12 protein-coding genes and 2 rRNA genes are annotated in these 15,346 nt (G+C 69.4%); 6 read left to right on the top strand and 8 right to left on the bottom strand.

Annotated features, from left to right (window positions below):
* Positions 1-65: 65 nt before the first annotated feature.
* The 5 genes from hpf to mtrA form a co-directional block, all read right to left on the bottom strand.
* Complete coding sequence (gene hpf, locus EEJ31_RS12810) at positions 66-776, bottom strand: ribosome hibernation-promoting factor, HPF/YfiA family (RefSeq protein WP_123046681.1); 711 nt, start codon at positions 774-776, stop codon at positions 66-68.
* A 134-nt stretch (positions 777-910) separates the two neighbouring features.
* Complete coding sequence (locus EEJ31_RS12805) at positions 911-1,582, bottom strand: ComF family protein (protein WP_123046680.1); 672 nt, start codon at positions 1,580-1,582, stop codon at positions 911-913.
* A 107-nt stretch (positions 1,583-1,689) separates the two neighbouring features.
* On the bottom strand, positions 1,690-3,372 hold the full coding sequence (locus EEJ31_RS12800) for an LpqB family beta-propeller domain-containing protein (protein ID WP_123046679.1): 1,683 nt from the start codon (positions 3,370-3,372) through the stop codon (positions 1,690-1,692).
* Positions 3,365-5,029, bottom strand: a complete 1,665-nt coding sequence (mtrB, locus tag EEJ31_RS12795) for an MtrAB system histidine kinase MtrB (protein WP_407643248.1) — start codon at positions 5,027-5,029, stop codon at positions 3,365-3,367. Before mtrB ends, EEJ31_RS12800 begins: the two co-directional genes overlap by 8 nt.
* Before the next feature lie 7 nt (positions 5,030-5,036).
* Complete coding sequence (mtrA, locus tag EEJ31_RS12790) at positions 5,037-5,720, bottom strand: MtrAB system response regulator MtrA (protein ID WP_123046678.1); 684 nt, start codon at positions 5,718-5,720, stop codon at positions 5,037-5,039.
* A gap of 131 nt (positions 5,721-5,851) precedes the next feature.
* On the opposite strand from mtrA, the gene EEJ31_RS14180 reads away from it, so the two are divergent.
* The 5 genes from EEJ31_RS14180 (at position 5,852) to EEJ31_RS12765 (ending at position 11,365) form a co-directional block, all read left to right on the top strand.
* Positions 5,852-6,991, top strand: coding sequence for a hypothetical protein (locus EEJ31_RS14180; protein WP_123046677.1), 1,140 nt, complete (start codon positions 5,852-5,854; stop codon positions 6,989-6,991).
* The gene (locus EEJ31_RS14175) at positions 6,988-7,671 is read left to right on the top strand and encodes a DUF4129 domain-containing protein (RefSeq protein WP_233563890.1); all 684 of its coding nucleotides are present in this window, start codon (positions 6,988-6,990) and stop codon (positions 7,669-7,671) included. The genes EEJ31_RS14180 and EEJ31_RS14175 overlap by 4 nt, the downstream gene beginning before the upstream one ends.
* Positions 7,668-8,960: a DUF4350 domain-containing protein gene (locus EEJ31_RS12775; protein WP_199727352.1), complete on the top strand. Its 1,293-nt coding sequence runs from the start codon at positions 7,668-7,670 to the stop codon at positions 8,958-8,960. The genes EEJ31_RS14175 and EEJ31_RS12775 overlap by 4 nt, the downstream gene beginning before the upstream one ends.
* A 4-nt stretch (positions 8,961-8,964) precedes the next feature.
* Positions 8,965-9,936, top strand: coding sequence for an AAA family ATPase (locus tag EEJ31_RS12770; protein ID WP_123046676.1), 972 nt, complete (start codon positions 8,965-8,967; stop codon positions 9,934-9,936).
* Between the two features lie 97 nt (positions 9,937-10,033).
* Positions 10,034-11,365, top strand: coding sequence for a DUF58 domain-containing protein (locus EEJ31_RS12765; protein WP_123046675.1), 1,332 nt, complete (start codon positions 10,034-10,036; stop codon positions 11,363-11,365).
* A 31-nt stretch (positions 11,366-11,396) separates the two neighbouring features.
* Here EEJ31_RS12765 and EEJ31_RS12760 read toward each other — a convergent pair whose 3' ends face one another.
* Positions 11,397-12,392: a stage II sporulation protein M gene (locus EEJ31_RS12760; protein ID WP_123046712.1), complete on the bottom strand. Its 996-nt coding sequence runs from the start codon at positions 12,390-12,392 to the stop codon at positions 11,397-11,399.
* Between the two features lie 16 nt (positions 12,393-12,408).
* On the opposite strand from EEJ31_RS12760, the gene EEJ31_RS12755 reads away from it, so the two are divergent.
* On the top strand, positions 12,409-13,263 hold the full coding sequence (locus EEJ31_RS12755; RefSeq protein ID WP_123046674.1) for an RDD family protein: 855 nt from the start codon (positions 12,409-12,411) through the stop codon (positions 13,261-13,263).
* A gap of 276 nt (positions 13,264-13,539) precedes the next feature.
* Here the strand turns inward: EEJ31_RS12755 and rrf are convergent.
* Both rrf and EEJ31_RS12745 read right to left on the bottom strand, forming a co-directional pair.
* A 5S ribosomal RNA gene (gene rrf, locus EEJ31_RS12750) occupies positions 13,540-13,656 on the bottom strand.
* Between the two features lie 180 nt (positions 13,657-13,836).
* Positions 13,837-15,346, bottom strand: a 16S ribosomal RNA gene (locus EEJ31_RS12745); the annotation flags it as partial.

The following is a 15,346-nucleotide window of genomic DNA, read 5'->3' as shown; positions in this document are numbered from 1 at the left end:
CTGCCTGGGATAGCAGGCAGGCGCGCCACGCCGACCTAACCGGCAACTATAACAATGCTAGTTGGTCAGTGCCTGAGCTGCCGTGCCGCGGTCACGTCCTCCTGGAACTCGTCGGCGTTGTCGTCGAGTGAGATCACGCCGTAGTCCCAACCCTTGCGCCGGTACACCACGCTCGGCCGGCTGCTCTCGGAGTCGAAGAACAGGTAGAAGTCGTGTCCCACCAGTTCCATGTAGTACAAGGCGTCGTCCACCGTCATCGGTGACGACGCGAACACCTTCCGCCGGATCACGACGGGGGTGTAGTCGCCGTACGGTTCTTCTTGTTCTTCCTGGTTCGCCACGATGGGGATCGCGCCGGTGCGCACGCGCTCAAGGGTCTCGGCGTCGACCGGGGTGAGGTCGATGTTGCTGAACCCGGCAGCGGATGCCTCCTGCAGCGAGGTGGGCCGGTGGGCGCCGCCTCGGTGCACCTTCTTGCGATCCTTGGCCCGGCGCACGCGTTCCAGCAGCCGCCCGAGCGCCACATCGAATGCCGCGTACTTGTCGGTCCCGTCGGCCTCCGCACGCACGACCGGTCCCTTGCAGATGAGGGTCAGCTCGACCCGGTCGTTTCCGGAGCTGCCCCCGTTCCCGCTCTTCTCGCGGTGCCGGCTCACCCGTATCTCCAAGGCGATGGCCTTCGGATCCAGGTCCGCGACTTTCGCGGATTTCTCGGTCGCATAATCCTCGAAGCGATCAGTGATGCCCATGTTTCGTCCGACGATGTTAATTTCCACGACGACCTCCCGATCTGGCGAACCACCCAGGTTCCGGGCGGTCCTTTCGCGCCTTTCAGTCCACCGTAGTAGGGGTGCCGACGTTCGGCACAGGCTTTTGTCGACGAGTTTGCTGGGAGCCGGAATCGGCCGCGTCATCCTGCGGGAGGCGGCGGAAATCGGCGTCGGGTCTCCGCGAGCGCCACCAGCCCGACCACCGTTCCACCCGCCTCGCGCACCGCTCGGCGCGCCTCCAGGAGGGTCGCCCCCGTGGTCACGATGTCGTCCACGACGAGGCAGGCGAGCCCGTCGAGTCGCCTCGGCGCGACCAGGGACGCCTCCTTGTTGCGGGTGCGTTCCATACGCCCGAGCCCCACCTGGTCGGCGACGTCGCCCACCTGCCGGAGCGAGACGCTGGGCGCGAGTCGGGCCCGCCGAAGGAGTCGGTCGACCGGATGGTAGCCGCGGGTGCGCCAGGCGCGTGCCGACGACGGGATGGTGACCAGCTGCACGGGGCCGCTGCTGGGCGGCGCATGTGCGAGCGCCGCCGAGACGACGACGGCGAGCGGCGGCGCCAACGCCGGCACGGCATCCGTTCGGCCCCCGTCCTTGTACGCACCGAGCACCCGCCTGGCCACACCGGCGTAGTCGAGCGCGACCCAGACCGGGGTGCCGCCGCGTTCGGTGACGCGCACGTGCGCGGTGAGCTGCCCGCGGCAGGCGTCGCACAGTGAGCGGTCGGGGGCGCCGCATCCGCTGCACTCGACCGGCGCCAGCACGGCCCAGGCGTCGCGCAGCGCGGCCGTCAGCCGCCGTCGCCAGTCCATGCCGCCAGCGTGCACGACCGAATGCCGTGCGCGGCCGACCGGGAACGGATCGGTGCGGAAACCGCGCGCCGCCCCGGCTGGGGAGGACGCCGGTCAGCGCCGCCGGCTCAGCCGGTCACGCCCTGCTGGGTCGCCATGAGGGTCACGTCGTCGATGCGCTCCTGCCAGCCCGCCCCGCGCTGCAGTTCGAGGCGGCCATCGGAGGTGAGGGTGCGCAGTTCACGCACGCTGTTGCCGCCGACGATGCCCACGCTGTCGGGCGGCGGCTCCAACGGCGAGCGCAGCCCGGCAATCTCCTGCGTGAGGATCCGCGGCTGGTCATCGGCGTCCGTCGTGAGCACGGCCACGGTGAGGTCGTCCACCCACGCCGCGTCCCGGGCGGTGCCGATGTCGCTGGCGAGCAGCAGCGGGTCGCCCACGCCGGTCGGCCGGCCGCTGTCGCGGCTGATGGCGGCAGCGACGAACCGGGTCTCGGTGGCCGAGCGCAGCACGGCGACGAGCCGGGTGCCGTCGCGGGACACCTTGAGCGAGCTGATGCCGGTGAACTCCTTCCACGGCGTCTTGACCGGCACGGCGTCGCCGGCCGGGCCGTAGACGACGAGCTCGTCCGGCCGCTCCGATGGCACCGACCACACGTAGCCGAACGTGTCGATGGACGGGGCGATCAATCCGGAGCGGGGATCGAGGAGCTCGGGTTTCTCCCCGGTCTCGACGCCGAACACCCCGGAGGAGGTGAGGACGGCGGCACGCGTCTGCCCGGGTGAGACCGACACCGCGGTCGGATCCAGCCCCGCGACAACGCCCGAGAGCCCCGGAATCTGCTCGAGGTCAGTGCCGCTGCTGGGGAGGAAACCGAAGGTGCCCTTGCGCAGGATGAGCGGCCGGGCGTCGACGTGCGGGTCAACGACCGGGGCGTCCGGTCCGAGTTCGCCGATGTCCTGGGTGTTCTGGTTGACCGTGACGGTCACGCTGAGTCCACTGGGCAGGCTGTTCTCGAGCTGGTACTTCATGCGCTCCGCGGTGATCCGGTCGGCGCCGAGCGCCTCCTGGTTCAGATCCACCTTCGCATCGCGGCCGACCACTTGCACGGCGTCGGCGGTGAGCTCGGTCCCTTCGGGGAAGGCGGTGATGACGGCCTGGTCCAGCCAGCTCGCGGGGCCGGCCAGGAGGGCCTTGACGATCCGGGTGGGCGCCGTCGCGCCGCGCGGGAACCAGCGGAGGTCGGGGACGAGATAGTTGAAGCTCGGGTCGAAGAAGTACAGCGACTGGGGGCTGAAGACGTAGGAGAAGGTGTTCTCGTCGATGACGATGCCGTCGGGGGCGCCGCTGATGCGCCACTGCCCGTCGACCATGGCGAACGTGTATCGCAACGGCGTGGGTTTGGTCGAGTCGAATTCCCGGTATTCGCCGCTGGCGTTCACCTCCGCCACGGGGTCGACCGAGACCTGCATGGTGTGGTCGTCGACCGTGAGCGGAACGATGGCGCCGCCACCGTCGACCGTGACGCCGGCGTCGGGTTTCCACTCCTCGCGGAAGGTGGGGGTGAGGAACTCCCGGGCGATCTCGTACTTGTTCTCGGGGCTGGAGGCGGCGTCGATGAAGCCGCGCAGGATCGCCTCCTTGGTAGCGTCCTTCTGGGGCCGTGACGGCAGGAACACTGCGGCGGGGCCGTCGCCTTGCGGCGCCGCCTGGCCCTCGTGCACGCGGCCGTCGCTGGGGATGCCGGTGCAGCCGGTGAGGCTGACGGCCAGCGCGACCAGCGCGGCCGCGAGCGCGGATCGCTTACGCATGCTGTCCCCCGTTCCCGGCCTCGACGATCTCCACGACCGGCCCGTCCGCGTCGCGCGGCGGGAGCGGCAATGGCGACGAGGTGATCCTTCCCCGTTCGGTGCGCGGCAGGGTGAGCCGGAAGCACGAACCCTTGCCGGGCATCGACCAGACCTCGAGGTGGCCGCCGTGCGCCGTGGCGTCTTCGAGCGAGATGGCCAGCCCGAGCCCGGTTCCCCCGATGGTGCGCTTGCGCGACGGGTCGGCGCGCCAGAACCGGTCGAAGACGCGCTGCGCGTCCGCGTCGCTCATGCCGAGCCCGTAGTCGCGCACGGCGAGGGCGACGGCCGACTGGTCGCTGTCGACCGACACCACGACGGGTTTGCCCTCCCCGTGTTCGATGGCGTTGCCGATCAGGTTGTGCAGGATGCGACGGATGCGTCTCGGGTCGACTTCCGCGTCGAGGTGGCCGCCGGGCGCGACGAGGCGCAGGTCAGTCCCCTTCGACTCGGCCAGTGTGCGCATCCCGTCGATGGCGTCCTCGGCGAGGTGCACCAGGTTCGTCGGTTCCGTCTCCAGTTGCACCGAACCCGCGTCGTAGCGGCTGATCTCGAGGAGGTCGTTCAGGAGCAGTTCGAATCGCTGCACCTGGGCGTGCAGCAGCTCGGCGGTGCGCGCGGTGGACGCGGGGAACGACCCCCGCTGGTCGTACAGCACGTCCCCGGCCAGGCGGATGGTCGTCAGGGGCGTGCGGAGCTCGTGCGAGACATCCGAGACGAAGCGCTGCTGTACGCGCGACAACTCGGCGAGCTCCTTGATCTGGCTCTGCAGGCTGTCGGCCATGCCGTTGAACGAGCGGGCGAGCGTCGCGATCACGTCCTCGCCCTTCTCGGGGATGCGCACCTCGAGGTCTCCGGACGCCAGCCGCTGGCTGGTGTCCGCCGCGACCCGGATCGGGGTGACGACGAACCGCACCACGACCCAGGCGACCGCGCCGATGAGCAGGATGAGCGTGAGCCCCGCCACCAGCAGCGTCTGCTTGACGAACAGCAGGGTCGCCTCGGCGTCGTGCAGGCTGTACCCGATGTAGAGCTCGTACCGCCCGGCGACCGGCAGGCTGAGCTGGGAGCCGACGACGATGCCGGGGGCAGCGGAGGCGTCTTCGGTGGCGAGGGTGACGGACTGCCAGAACTGCGTGTCCGGCTCGTCCTGCACGGCGTTCCGCAGTTCATCGGAGATGACGTCGGTGGAGTCGCCGAACCGCGAGAAGTCCTGCGGGGCGACCGTCGACGGCTCCTGCCCGGGGGCACGGAACATGGCGATGAGTCCCGACGACGACGCCGTCGTGATGGTGGTCGTGGCCGAGTCGAGCAGGGTGCGCACCTGCACGCGATCGGTGGCGTCGGAGGAATCGAGGATGTTCTGGGCGGCCCGGGTGGCGCGCTGCGAGTCGAGGAGCACCTGGTTCAGGCGCGACTGGAACAGGTCGTTCCCGATGCTCGCCGACATGTAGACACCCACGGCGACGATCGCGAGACCGGAGAGGATCACGGTGATGGTGATGGTGCGGAACTGCAGTGACGACCGCCACAGGGCCGGCAGCCAGTCCTCCCCCGGGCGCCAGGCTCGCCAGTTGAGCTGCCGCAGGTGAGGGAATCGTGCCGTGCCGGAGGGTGCCACCGGTCTCCTACGCGGGCGAGCCGGCCCGGTAGCCGACCCCTCGCACCGTCGTGACGATCCGGGGGTTGTCGGGGTCGTCTTCCACCTTCGCGCGCAGTCGCTGCACGTGCACGTTCACGAGGCGGGTGTCGGCCTTGTAGTGGTACCCCCACACCTGCTCCAGCAGCATCTCGCGGGTGAACACCTGTTGCGGCTTTGAGGCGAGGGCCAGGAGCAGGTCGAACTCAAGAGGTGTCAGGTTGATGGCCTGGCCGCCGCGCTTGACCTCGTGGCCGACGGGATCGACGACGAGGTCGCCGATGCGCAGCGACTCGGCGGCGGATGCGGCCGCCGCCGGGCGGAGGCGGGTGCGGATGCGGGCCACGAGCTCCTTGGGGTTGAACGGTTTGACCACGTAGTCGTCCGCTCCGGATTCCAGCCCCTTCACGACATCCGTTGTGTCTGACTTCGCCGTGAGCATGATGATGGGCGTCCCCGACTCGGCGCGGATCTGGCGGCACACCTCGATGCCGTCGAGGCCCGGCAGCATCAGGTCGAGCAGGACCAGGTCGGGCTTGGTGACGCGGAATGCCTCGAGGGCTGCCGCGCCGTCAGCGCAGAACGAGGGCTCCAGCCCTTCGCCGGCCAAGACAATGCCGATCATCTCTGCGAGGGCGGTGTCGTCATCGACGACCAGAATCCGTGAGGTCATAGTCCGTTTCCGCTTATCTCACCAGCGATTTCGTCGATGAGTGCTGCAATGTTGGGCACAAGACTAGTCGAGTGTGCCGGTCAGTCGCCTTCAGGCGTGAGTCGGGGGCTTTCCTATGCCAGCATGGGGACGTGACCGACGCGCAGAACTGGCAGCCGCCCGGCGGCGACCCGGAGGCGGGCCGCGGCACGCCTCGGTACGGCGAGTACGCCGCCCCCACCCCGCCACCCGCCCCTGTTCCCGGGGCGCCGGGAGCGTGGGCGCCACCGCCCAAACCGGGCCTGATTCCGCTGCGGCCCCTCGGCTTCGGCACCCTGCTGTGGGCGCCGTTCCAGGTGCTGCGCCGCAATCCGAAGGCCACGTTCGGCAGCGCGCTGCTCGTGCAGGGGGCGGTCATGCTCTCCACACTCGTGGTCGTCGGCGTGGTGACGTTCGTCGTGCTCGGTCGTCTCGCCAACGCGCCCGACGACCAGCGCGACACGCTCGAGGCCGGGTCCATCGCGGCGATCATCCTGTCCGCCCTGGTGCCCATCGCACTCTCCATCATCGGCGCCGCGCTGCTGCAGGGCATCATCGTGGTCGAGGTGGCCAGGTCCACGCTCGGCGAGAAGCTCACTTTGCGCGGGCTGTGGCGGAGCGCCCGCGGCCGGTTGTGGACGCTGGTGCTGTGGACGCTGCTGCTCACGCTAGCCTTGGTCGTCGCCGTCGCGGTCGCCGCCGGGGTCGTCGCGGTCCTGGTGGTCCTCGGCGGTGCGTGGCAGGTCGTCGCAATCGTCGTCGGCGTGCTGGCTGTCATCGGCCTCCTCGTGCTCGGCGCCTGGCTGTTCACCCGGTTGTCGCTCGTGCCGAGCCTGATCGTGCTCGAGCGGCTGGGGATCGGGCCGGCTGCGCGCCGGTCGTGGTCGCTGACCATCGGGTATTTCTGGCGCACGCTCGGCGTGCAGTTCCTGGTCGCGGTGATCGTCAACGTCATCTCGCAGATCGTCACGACGCCGCTGTCGCTGCTGTTCGGGTTCGCCGTCTCGCTGGTCGACCCGAACGCGGCGCTGGACTCCTACCTGCCGTCGATCATCCTCTACGTCCTCATCCTGTTCGTCGCGCTCATCATGGGCGCCATCGCCGCGGTGGTGCAGTCCGCGACGACGGCGCTGATCTACATCGACCTGCGGATGCGGAAGGAGGGCCTCGACCTGGAGCTGGCGCGCTTCGTCGAGTCCGCGTCGTTCCGCACGGGCGCCGAGACAACCGTTCCCAACCCGTACCTGACGTGAGCACGTCCATCGTCGGCTGGTTCGGTGCCTCGGCAGGCCCGATCCTCGCCGACGTGCCGGTCGACCCGACCGCTCCCGATGCCCGGGAATGGTTGCGCAATGAGCTCGCCAAGGCGCCGTACCAGGCGGCGAAGCCGACCTGGTTCGACCGGCTGTCGCAGGCGTTCTTCGACTGGATCACCTCGCTCACCCTGCCCGGCGGTGACGGTCTCACCGGCTGGCTACCCGTTGTCGTGACGGTCGTCGTGCTCGGCGCCCTCGCGGTGGCGGTGCTCGTCTTCGGGCTGCCGCGCTGGAACCGGCGCAGTCGCCTGGCCGATGAGGGGCTCTTCCACGAGGACGACCGGCGAACGGCCGCCGACATGCGTGCCGCCGCGCAGGCAGCCGCGGGGCGCGGGGACTGGTCCCCGGCCTGCGAGGAGATGTTCCGGGCGCTCGCCCGGGGCCTGGCCGAGCGCACCGTACTCACGCTGACGCCCGGGATGACCGCACGCGAGGTGGCAGCGCGGGCGACGGATGCCTTTCCCGCCCAGCGTGAGCGCCTCGCGTCGGCCGCCGTCGGGTTCGACGAGGTGCGCTACCTGAACCGCCCCGGCACGGAGCAGGGTTACCTCGCCCTGGCCGCACTCGAGCACGATGTCCGCCACGGTGCCCCCGCGCTCAGTGCGGTGGCCCAGTGACCCCGCCGGGCACCGCCGCCCGGGCGCGGGCGGCGGCCGAGACCGCCCGGGAGGCGCCGGCGCTCACTCCGACGCTGCGCGGCGCCGGCCGGGCGGCCAGATTCTGGGTGGTCGCCGGACTCATTGCCCTCGTCGTCGCGGTCATCGCCGCCTACGTCGCCGGGGCGGGCGCCTCCCTGCAACCGGCGCTGTCCGCGAAGAGCTCGACGCCCGCCGGAAGCCGGGCGCTGGCGGAGGTGCTCCGGGAGCAGGGCGTGCGGGTGATCGTCGCCGACACGCTGACCGAAGCGGAGGACGCGGCCGCGGCATCCGCTGACCCGACCCTGTTCTCGTACGACGCGAACGGGTACCTCACCGCCGGCCAGCTGCGCGACCTGGCGCGCCTTGCCCCGCGCACCGTGATCGCGGCCCCCGACTTCCTGACCTTGCACACCCTCGCCCCCGGCATGGGCTTCGGCGGGGTCTCATCGGCCGATCCGCTCGAGGCGCGCTGCGACCTGCCGGCCGCCCGACGCGCGGGCACCCTCTCCTCCGGGGGCGACACCCTGCGGCCCGGTGACGCGCCCGGCGACGTCACCCGCACGGGATGCTTCCCCGGAGGGGACGGCACGTTCTCCGTCGTGACCCAGGCAACGGATGCGGGGATGCTCACCTTCGTCGCCCCGGCCGAGGTCTTCCAGAACGGGCACATCACCGCGGAAGGCAACGCGGCCCTCGCGCTCGGCCTGCTCGGCGCATCGGACACCCTGATCTGGTACCTGCCGACCCTGGCGGACGTCGTGGACCCGGGGCCGCCGTCGATCGGCGAGCTGACGCCCGGCTGGGTGACACCGGCTCTCGTGCTGCTCGCGCTCGTGGCGCTGGCCGCCGCGGTGTGGCGCGGCCGGCGCTTCGGGCCGCTCGTGGCCGAGAACCTGCCGGTCACCGTCAAGGCAGGGGAGACCATGGAGGGGCGCGGCCGGCTGTATGCGCGCAGCTCCGCTCGTCTTCGGGCGGTCGACACCCTCCGGGTCGGCTCGGTCAGCCGACTGGCGAACCGGCTGGGCCTGCCACGCACCGCCACGGTCGACGAGGTCGCCGTGCAGGTGGCGGCGGTGTGCGCACGACCGCTGCCGGACGTGCGCGCGATCCTCGTCGACGCCGTCCCGGCGGGCGATCGCGACGTGGTGCGGTTGTCCGACCGACTGGCGGAGCTGGAGCGCGACGTGAAGCGCCGCCTGGAACCCGGACGGGGGGACGCATCCGCCGGCCCACCGGGTGCGCCGAACCGCCCTGACACGGAAGAATGAAGTCATGACTGCCCAAGCCCCGCCCGTCGATGCCCTCCGCGAGTCCCTGGCCCGGGTGCGCAGTGAAGTCGGCAAGGCGGTCGTGGGGCAGGAGGGAGCCGTCACCGGGTTGATCATCGCCCTGCTGGCCCGCGGGCACGTTCTGCTCGAGGGCGTGCCCGGCGTCGCGAAGACCCTCCTGGTGCGCTCGCTCAGCCACGCGCTCAGCCTCGACACCAAGCGCGTGCAGTTCACACCCGACCTCATGCCCGGCGACGTGACCGGGTCGCTCGTCTACGACGCGGCGTCCGGGGAGTTCGAGTTCCGCCGCGGGCCGGTGTTCACGAACCTGCTGCTCGCCGACGAGATCAACCGCACGCCGCCGAAGACGCAGTCGGCGCTGCTGGAGGCGATGGAGGAGCGGCAGGTCAGCGTCGACGGCGTCTCGCTGCTACTGCCCGAGCCGTTCATCGTCGCGGCCACCATGAACCCCATTGAGTACGAGGGCACCTACACGCTGCCCGAGGCGCAGCTCGACCGGTTCCTGCTGAACCTGGTGCTCGACGTCCCCGAGCGGGAGTCGGAGATCGAGGTGCTCCGGCGGCACGCCGCCGGCTTCAACCCGAGGGATCTCGCAGGCGCGGGGGTGCAGGCCGTGCTCGGCGCGGCCGATCTCCACGCGGCTCAGGCCGCCGCGGCATCCGTCGGGGCCAGCGCGGATGTGCTTGCGTACGTCGTCGACCTGGCCCGCGCAACGCGGCAGAGCCCGTCGGTGAAGCTCGGCGTGAGCCCGCGCGGAACCACCGCGCTGCTCGCCGCCGCCAAGGCGTGGGCGTGGCTGTCGGGCTACGACGCCATCACGCCCGACCACGTGCAGGCCATGGTGGTGCCCGTGTGGCGGCATCGCATCCAGTTGCGGCCGGAGGCCGAGCTGGAGGGGGTGTCGGTGGACACCATCCTGCGCTCGATCCTGCAGCAGGTGCAGGTGCCGCTGTGACGCCGAGCCGCCCCACCGCCGTGAGGGGTCGCATATCGACCCTCGTCGCGCCCGGGAACATCGATTTGCGACCCCTCGCCGTGGTGACGGGTCACTGATGGCCCTCACCGGGCGCTTCGCCGCGCTCCTCGGGCTCGGGCTGGTGCCGGTGATCCTGTTCGGCGGCACGACGCTCGGCGCCGCCGTGGCGCTGGGGCTGTGGGTGCTGCTCGCCGTCATCCTCGGCCTCGTGGACCTGGTGCTCGCCGCATCGCCCCGGCGCCTGGTGCTCGAGCGCCTGCTTCCGGCGCGGGTGCGGCTCGGCGAATCGGTGGCGAGCGAGCTGTTCCTCACGAATTCCGGCTCCCGGCGGCTGCGCGGGATCGTGCGCGATGCCTGGCAGCCCTCGGCCGGTGCCGGTGACAACCGCAGCGCGGTCGACATCCCGGCCGGTGAACGGCGAGGCGTCACGCTCCAGCTCACGCCGAGCCGGCGCGGCGAGCGGCGGGTGGCGGAGGTGACGGTGCGCTCGTTCGGCCCGCTCCGGCTGTGGGCGCGGCAGGCGACCCTGCACGCGCCCGGACACATCCGCGTGCTGCCGCCGTTCCACGCGCGCAAGCACCTGCCGTCGCGCATCGCCCGCCTGAAGGAGCTCGACGGGCGGACCAGCACGCTGGTGCGCGGGCAGGGCACCGAGTTCGACTCGCTGCGGGAATACGTGCGCGGCGACGATGTGCGCTCCATCGACTGGCGGGCGACGGCCAGGCACAACGGGTCGGCCGACAACCCGGGACAGCGTGTCATGGTGCGCACCTGGCGGCCGGAGCGGGACCGACGGGTGGTCGTCGTCGTGGACTCTGGGCGCACATCCGCTGCCCGGGTGGACGACGAGCCCCGCCTCGACACCGCGTTCGAGGCCTCGCTGCTGCTGGCCGCGCTGGCGTCGCGCGCCGGCGACCACGTCGACTTCCTCGCCTACGACCGCCGAGTGCGCGGGCGCGTGCACGGAGCGCAAGGCGCCGAGCTGCTCGCACGCATGGTGGACGCGATGGCGCTCATCGAGCCCGAGCTGATCGAAACGGACTGGACGGCGGTGCCCGCGCAGGTGCGTGCGCTCACCAGCCAGCGGGCGCTCGTGGTGCTGGTCACCCCGGTGGATGCGCCAGGCGCGTCGGCCGCGCTGCTGTCGGTGCTGCCACAGCTGACGGCCCGGCACACCGTGCTCGTGGCATCCGTCACCGACCCGGAGCTCTCGCGGGCGGCCGGCGAGCGGAGCAGCCTCGACGAGGTGTACCGGGCCGCGGCGGCGGAGCGCGCGATGCTCGACATCGCCCGGGTGTCGGCGGCGATTCGACGGCAGGGGGCCGAGGTGGTCACCGGCTCGCCGGCCGACCTGCCGCCGGCGCTCGCGGACCGCTACATCGCCCTCAAGGCCGCCGGCCGCCTCTAGCCGCGTCCTGTCCCTTCCCGGCTCGGCTCGGCTACCCGGCGTAGATGCGGCGGGAGCCTGCCTCGAACTCGCCCAGGTCGCCGGTCTCGCCGTGTCGCCTCGCCCGGCGACCGAGCAGGAGCATGTAGGCGAGGAACGCGGCGAGGGCGAGCGCGCCGATCCCGATCTTGACCGGCCAGGGCCAGGGCGCCGGGGTCACGAAGCCCTCGATGATGCCCGAGGCGAGCAGCACGAACACGAGCCCGATCGCCACGGTGAACAGCGCGCGCCCGTCTTCGGCGAGGGCCTGGCCGCGGGTGCGCGGCCCCGGCGCGATCCACGCCCAGAAGATGCGGAGCCCGGCCGCGGCCGCGACGAAGATCGCCGTGAGTTCGAGCATGCCGTGCGGGGCGATGTAGAGGAAGAACACATCACCCTTGTCGTAGGCGAACATGACGGCGGCGTTGACGCCGAGGTTCTGGGCGTTCTGAAGCACAAGGTACGGCACGTACACGCCGACGATGCCGAACGCGACGAACTGGGCAGCGATCCAGGCGTTGTTGGTCCACACCTGGCCCGCGAACGACGCTGCCGGGTTATCGGAGTAGTAGTTGACGAAGTCCTCGTTCGCGAGCTTCCGCAGCTGCGCGTCGGTTCCGAAGCTCGCAAGAACTCGCGGATCGTTCAGCGCCCACCCCGCGTAGAGCGTGGCGACCAGTGCGGTCACGACGGCGACGGCAAGGGTGAGCCAGCGCAGCCGGTACAGCGCGGCCGGCAGTTGCAGGATGAAGAAGCGCGGCAGCTGGGCGAGCAGGTTCGTCCCGGCACCGGTGAAGCGCAGGCGCGCACGGGAGAGGGCCACCGACAGGTGGTCGCCCTGGAGGGTGGAACCGGCGCTGGTCTTGATCGCGGAGAGCTGGGCCGCACCCGACTGGTACCGTTCGATCAGCTCGTCGGCCTCGGCGCCCGACAGGTGCCGTTTGCCCCCGAGCGCGGCAAGGCGATCCCACTCCGCGCGGTGCGCAGCAGTGTATGCGTCGACGTCCATCTGGTTCAATAGTGGCATGGTTCAGGCACGGCCGACGGCCGTATTCGAGGGCGACGTCCGTGGCGACGCCGAGCTGCTCACCGGGGAGGCGGTCGCCCTGGACGTGCGCCCGGCGGGCGTCATCCTGCGCGCAGCCGGCGCCATCATCGACTGGATCACCTACCTCGGCATCTACCTCGGGCTGGCGCTGCTCATCGCCTGGCTCATCGGCGACGCGCTCGATCCGGCTCTCTCCGCGGCGCTGTCGGTGTTCGGGCTCGTCGTCGCCATCCTCATCGTTCCCATCGTCGTCGAGACGGTCACCCATGGCCGGTCCCTCGGCAAGCTGGCGATCGGTGCGCGGATCGTCCGCGACGACGGCGGCGCGATCTCCCTCCGCCATTCGGTCATCCGCGCCCTGGTCGGCGTCCTCGAGATCTTCATGACGTTCGGCGGACTCGCGGCGGTCGTCGGCCTGCTGAGCGCCAGGTCGAAGCGGCTCGGCGACCTCCTGGCCGGCACCTACAGCCAGCATGAGCGTGTGGCGGGGGCAGCGGATGCCGTCTACGGCGTTCCCGTGCAGCTCACGGCCTGGTCGCACACCGCCGACGTGGCCACGCTCCCCGACGCCCTCGGGCGACGCATCGCACAGTTCCTCCGCCAGGCGACGCACCTCACCGCAGAGAGCCGCACCCGGCTCGCACAGGCGCTCGCGGCCGAGGTGTCGGCGTACGTCTCCCCGCTCCCCGACGCACCGGCCGAGCTGTTCCTCGCCGCCGTGCAGGCCGTGCGACGCGACCGTGAATACGCCGCGCTCCTCCTCGAGCGCGAGCGCCTGGAGCGGCTTCGCCCCACCCTCTCCGGTCTTCCCCACGCCTTCCCCGACCGCTAGATAGCGCCTCTCCCTCACCGCCGCCCTAAGGTTCCCAACCTGACGCCTCCCGAGAGACCGGCTCGCTCCCTCGTCTCGCGCGCCGGGACAGGGGTTCGGCGGGGTGTCGAGTTATGAGCGGTTGGGGGCCGACCGGAGCTTGCGGAGGCCGGCGCCGAACCCTTCATTGTCTGAGCTGAGGAGCCGAACCCCGTGTCCCGGCCCCACCCCAATGCCCGGGTTAACGCAGGAAAGCCACCCTGGTGGGGGTGGCTTTCCTGGTGGTGCGTAAGTTAAGTCCGGCGGTGTCCTACTCTCCCACAGGGTCCCCCCTGCAGTACCATCGGCGCTGAGAGTCTTAGCTTCCGGGTTCGGAATGGGACCGGGCGTTTCCCTCTCGCTATGGCCGCCGAAACACTTGTGATGTATTCAAGTGATTCGAGCAATCATTTCTGATTGGTCGGTTCTCGACCGTACATCGAGAACCACATAGTGGACGCGGGCAGCTTCGTTTCGAACGAAGTGTTATCAAATTATCGGCTTATTAGTAGATCCTGGCTCAGGACGAACGCTGGCGGCGTGCTTAACACATGCAAAGGAGGTGATCCAGCCGCACCTTCCGGTACGGCTACCTTGTTACGACTTAGTCCTAATCACCGATACCACCTTCGACAGCTCCCTCCAAAAGGTTGGGCCACTGGCTTCGGGTGTTACCGACTTTCATGACTTGACGGGCGGTGTGTACAAGGCCCGGGAACGTATTCACCGCAGCGTTGCTGATCTGCGATTACTAGCGACTCCGACTTCATGAGGTCGAGTTGCAGACCTCAATCCGAACTGAGACCGGCTTTTTGGGATTCGCTCCACCTTACGGTATTGCAGCCCTTTGTACCGGCCATTGTAGCATGCGTGAAGCCCAAGACATAAGGGGCATGATGATTTGACGTCATCCCCACCTTCCTCCGAGTTGACCCCGGCAGTATCCCATGAGTTCCCACCATTACGTGCTGGCAACATAGGACGAGGGTTGCGCTCGTTGCGGGACTTAACCCAACATCTCACGACACGAGCTGACGACAACCATGCACCACCTGTATAGAGACCTTGCGGGGCGACCATTTCTGGCCGTTTCCTCTATATGTCAAGCCTTGGTAAGGTTCTTCGCGTTGCATCGAATTAATCCGCATGCTCCGCCGCTTGTGCGGGCCCCCGTCAATTCCTTTGAGTTTTAGCCTTGCGGCCGTACTCCCCAGGCGGGGAACTTAATGCGTTAGCTGCGACACGGAGACCGTGGAATGGCCCCCACATCTAGTTCCCAACGTTTACGGCATGGACTACCAGGGTATCTAATCCTGTTCGCTCCCCATGCTTTCGCTCCTCAGCGTCAGTTACGGCCCAGAGATCTGCCTTCGCCATCGGTGTTCCTCCTGATATCTGCGCATTCCACCGCTACACCAGGAATTCCAATCTCCCCTACCGCACTCTAGTCTGCCCGTACCCACTGCAGGCCCGAGGTTGAGCCTCGGGTTTTCACAGCAGACGCGACAAACCGCCTACGAGCTCTTTACGCCCAATAATTCCGGACAACGCTTGCACCCTACGTATTACCGCGGCTGCTGGCACGTAGTTAGCCGGTGCTTTTTCTGCAGGTACCGTCACTTTCGCTTCTTCCCTACTAAAAGAGGTTTACAACCCGAAGGCCGTCGTCCCTCACGCGGCGTTGCTGCATCAGGCTTGCGCCCATTGTGCAATATTCCCCACTGCTGCCTCCCGTAGGAGTCTGGGCCGTGTCTCAGTCCCAGTGTGGCCGGTCACCCTCTCAGGCCGGCTACCCGTCGTCGCCTTGGTGAGCCATTACCTCACCAACAAGCTGATAGGCCGCGAGCTCATCCTTGACCAAAATTCTTTCCACCCCCAGGAGATGCCTCCGAGGGTCGTATCCGGTATTAGACGTCGTTTCCAACGCTTATCCCAGAGTCAAGGGCAGATTGCTCACGTGTTACTCACCCGTTCGCCACTGATCACCAGGAGCAAGCTCCTGGGTCACCGTTCGACTTGCATGTGTTAAGCACGCCGCCAGCGTTCGTCCTGAGCCAGGATCAAA

The organism is Cryobacterium tepidiphilum, assembly GCF_003716325.1.
GTDB lineage: Bacteria > Actinomycetota > Actinomycetes > Actinomycetales > Microbacteriaceae > Cryobacterium > Cryobacterium tepidiphilum.
This window is presented reverse-complemented; position numbering and strand designations above follow the sequence as displayed.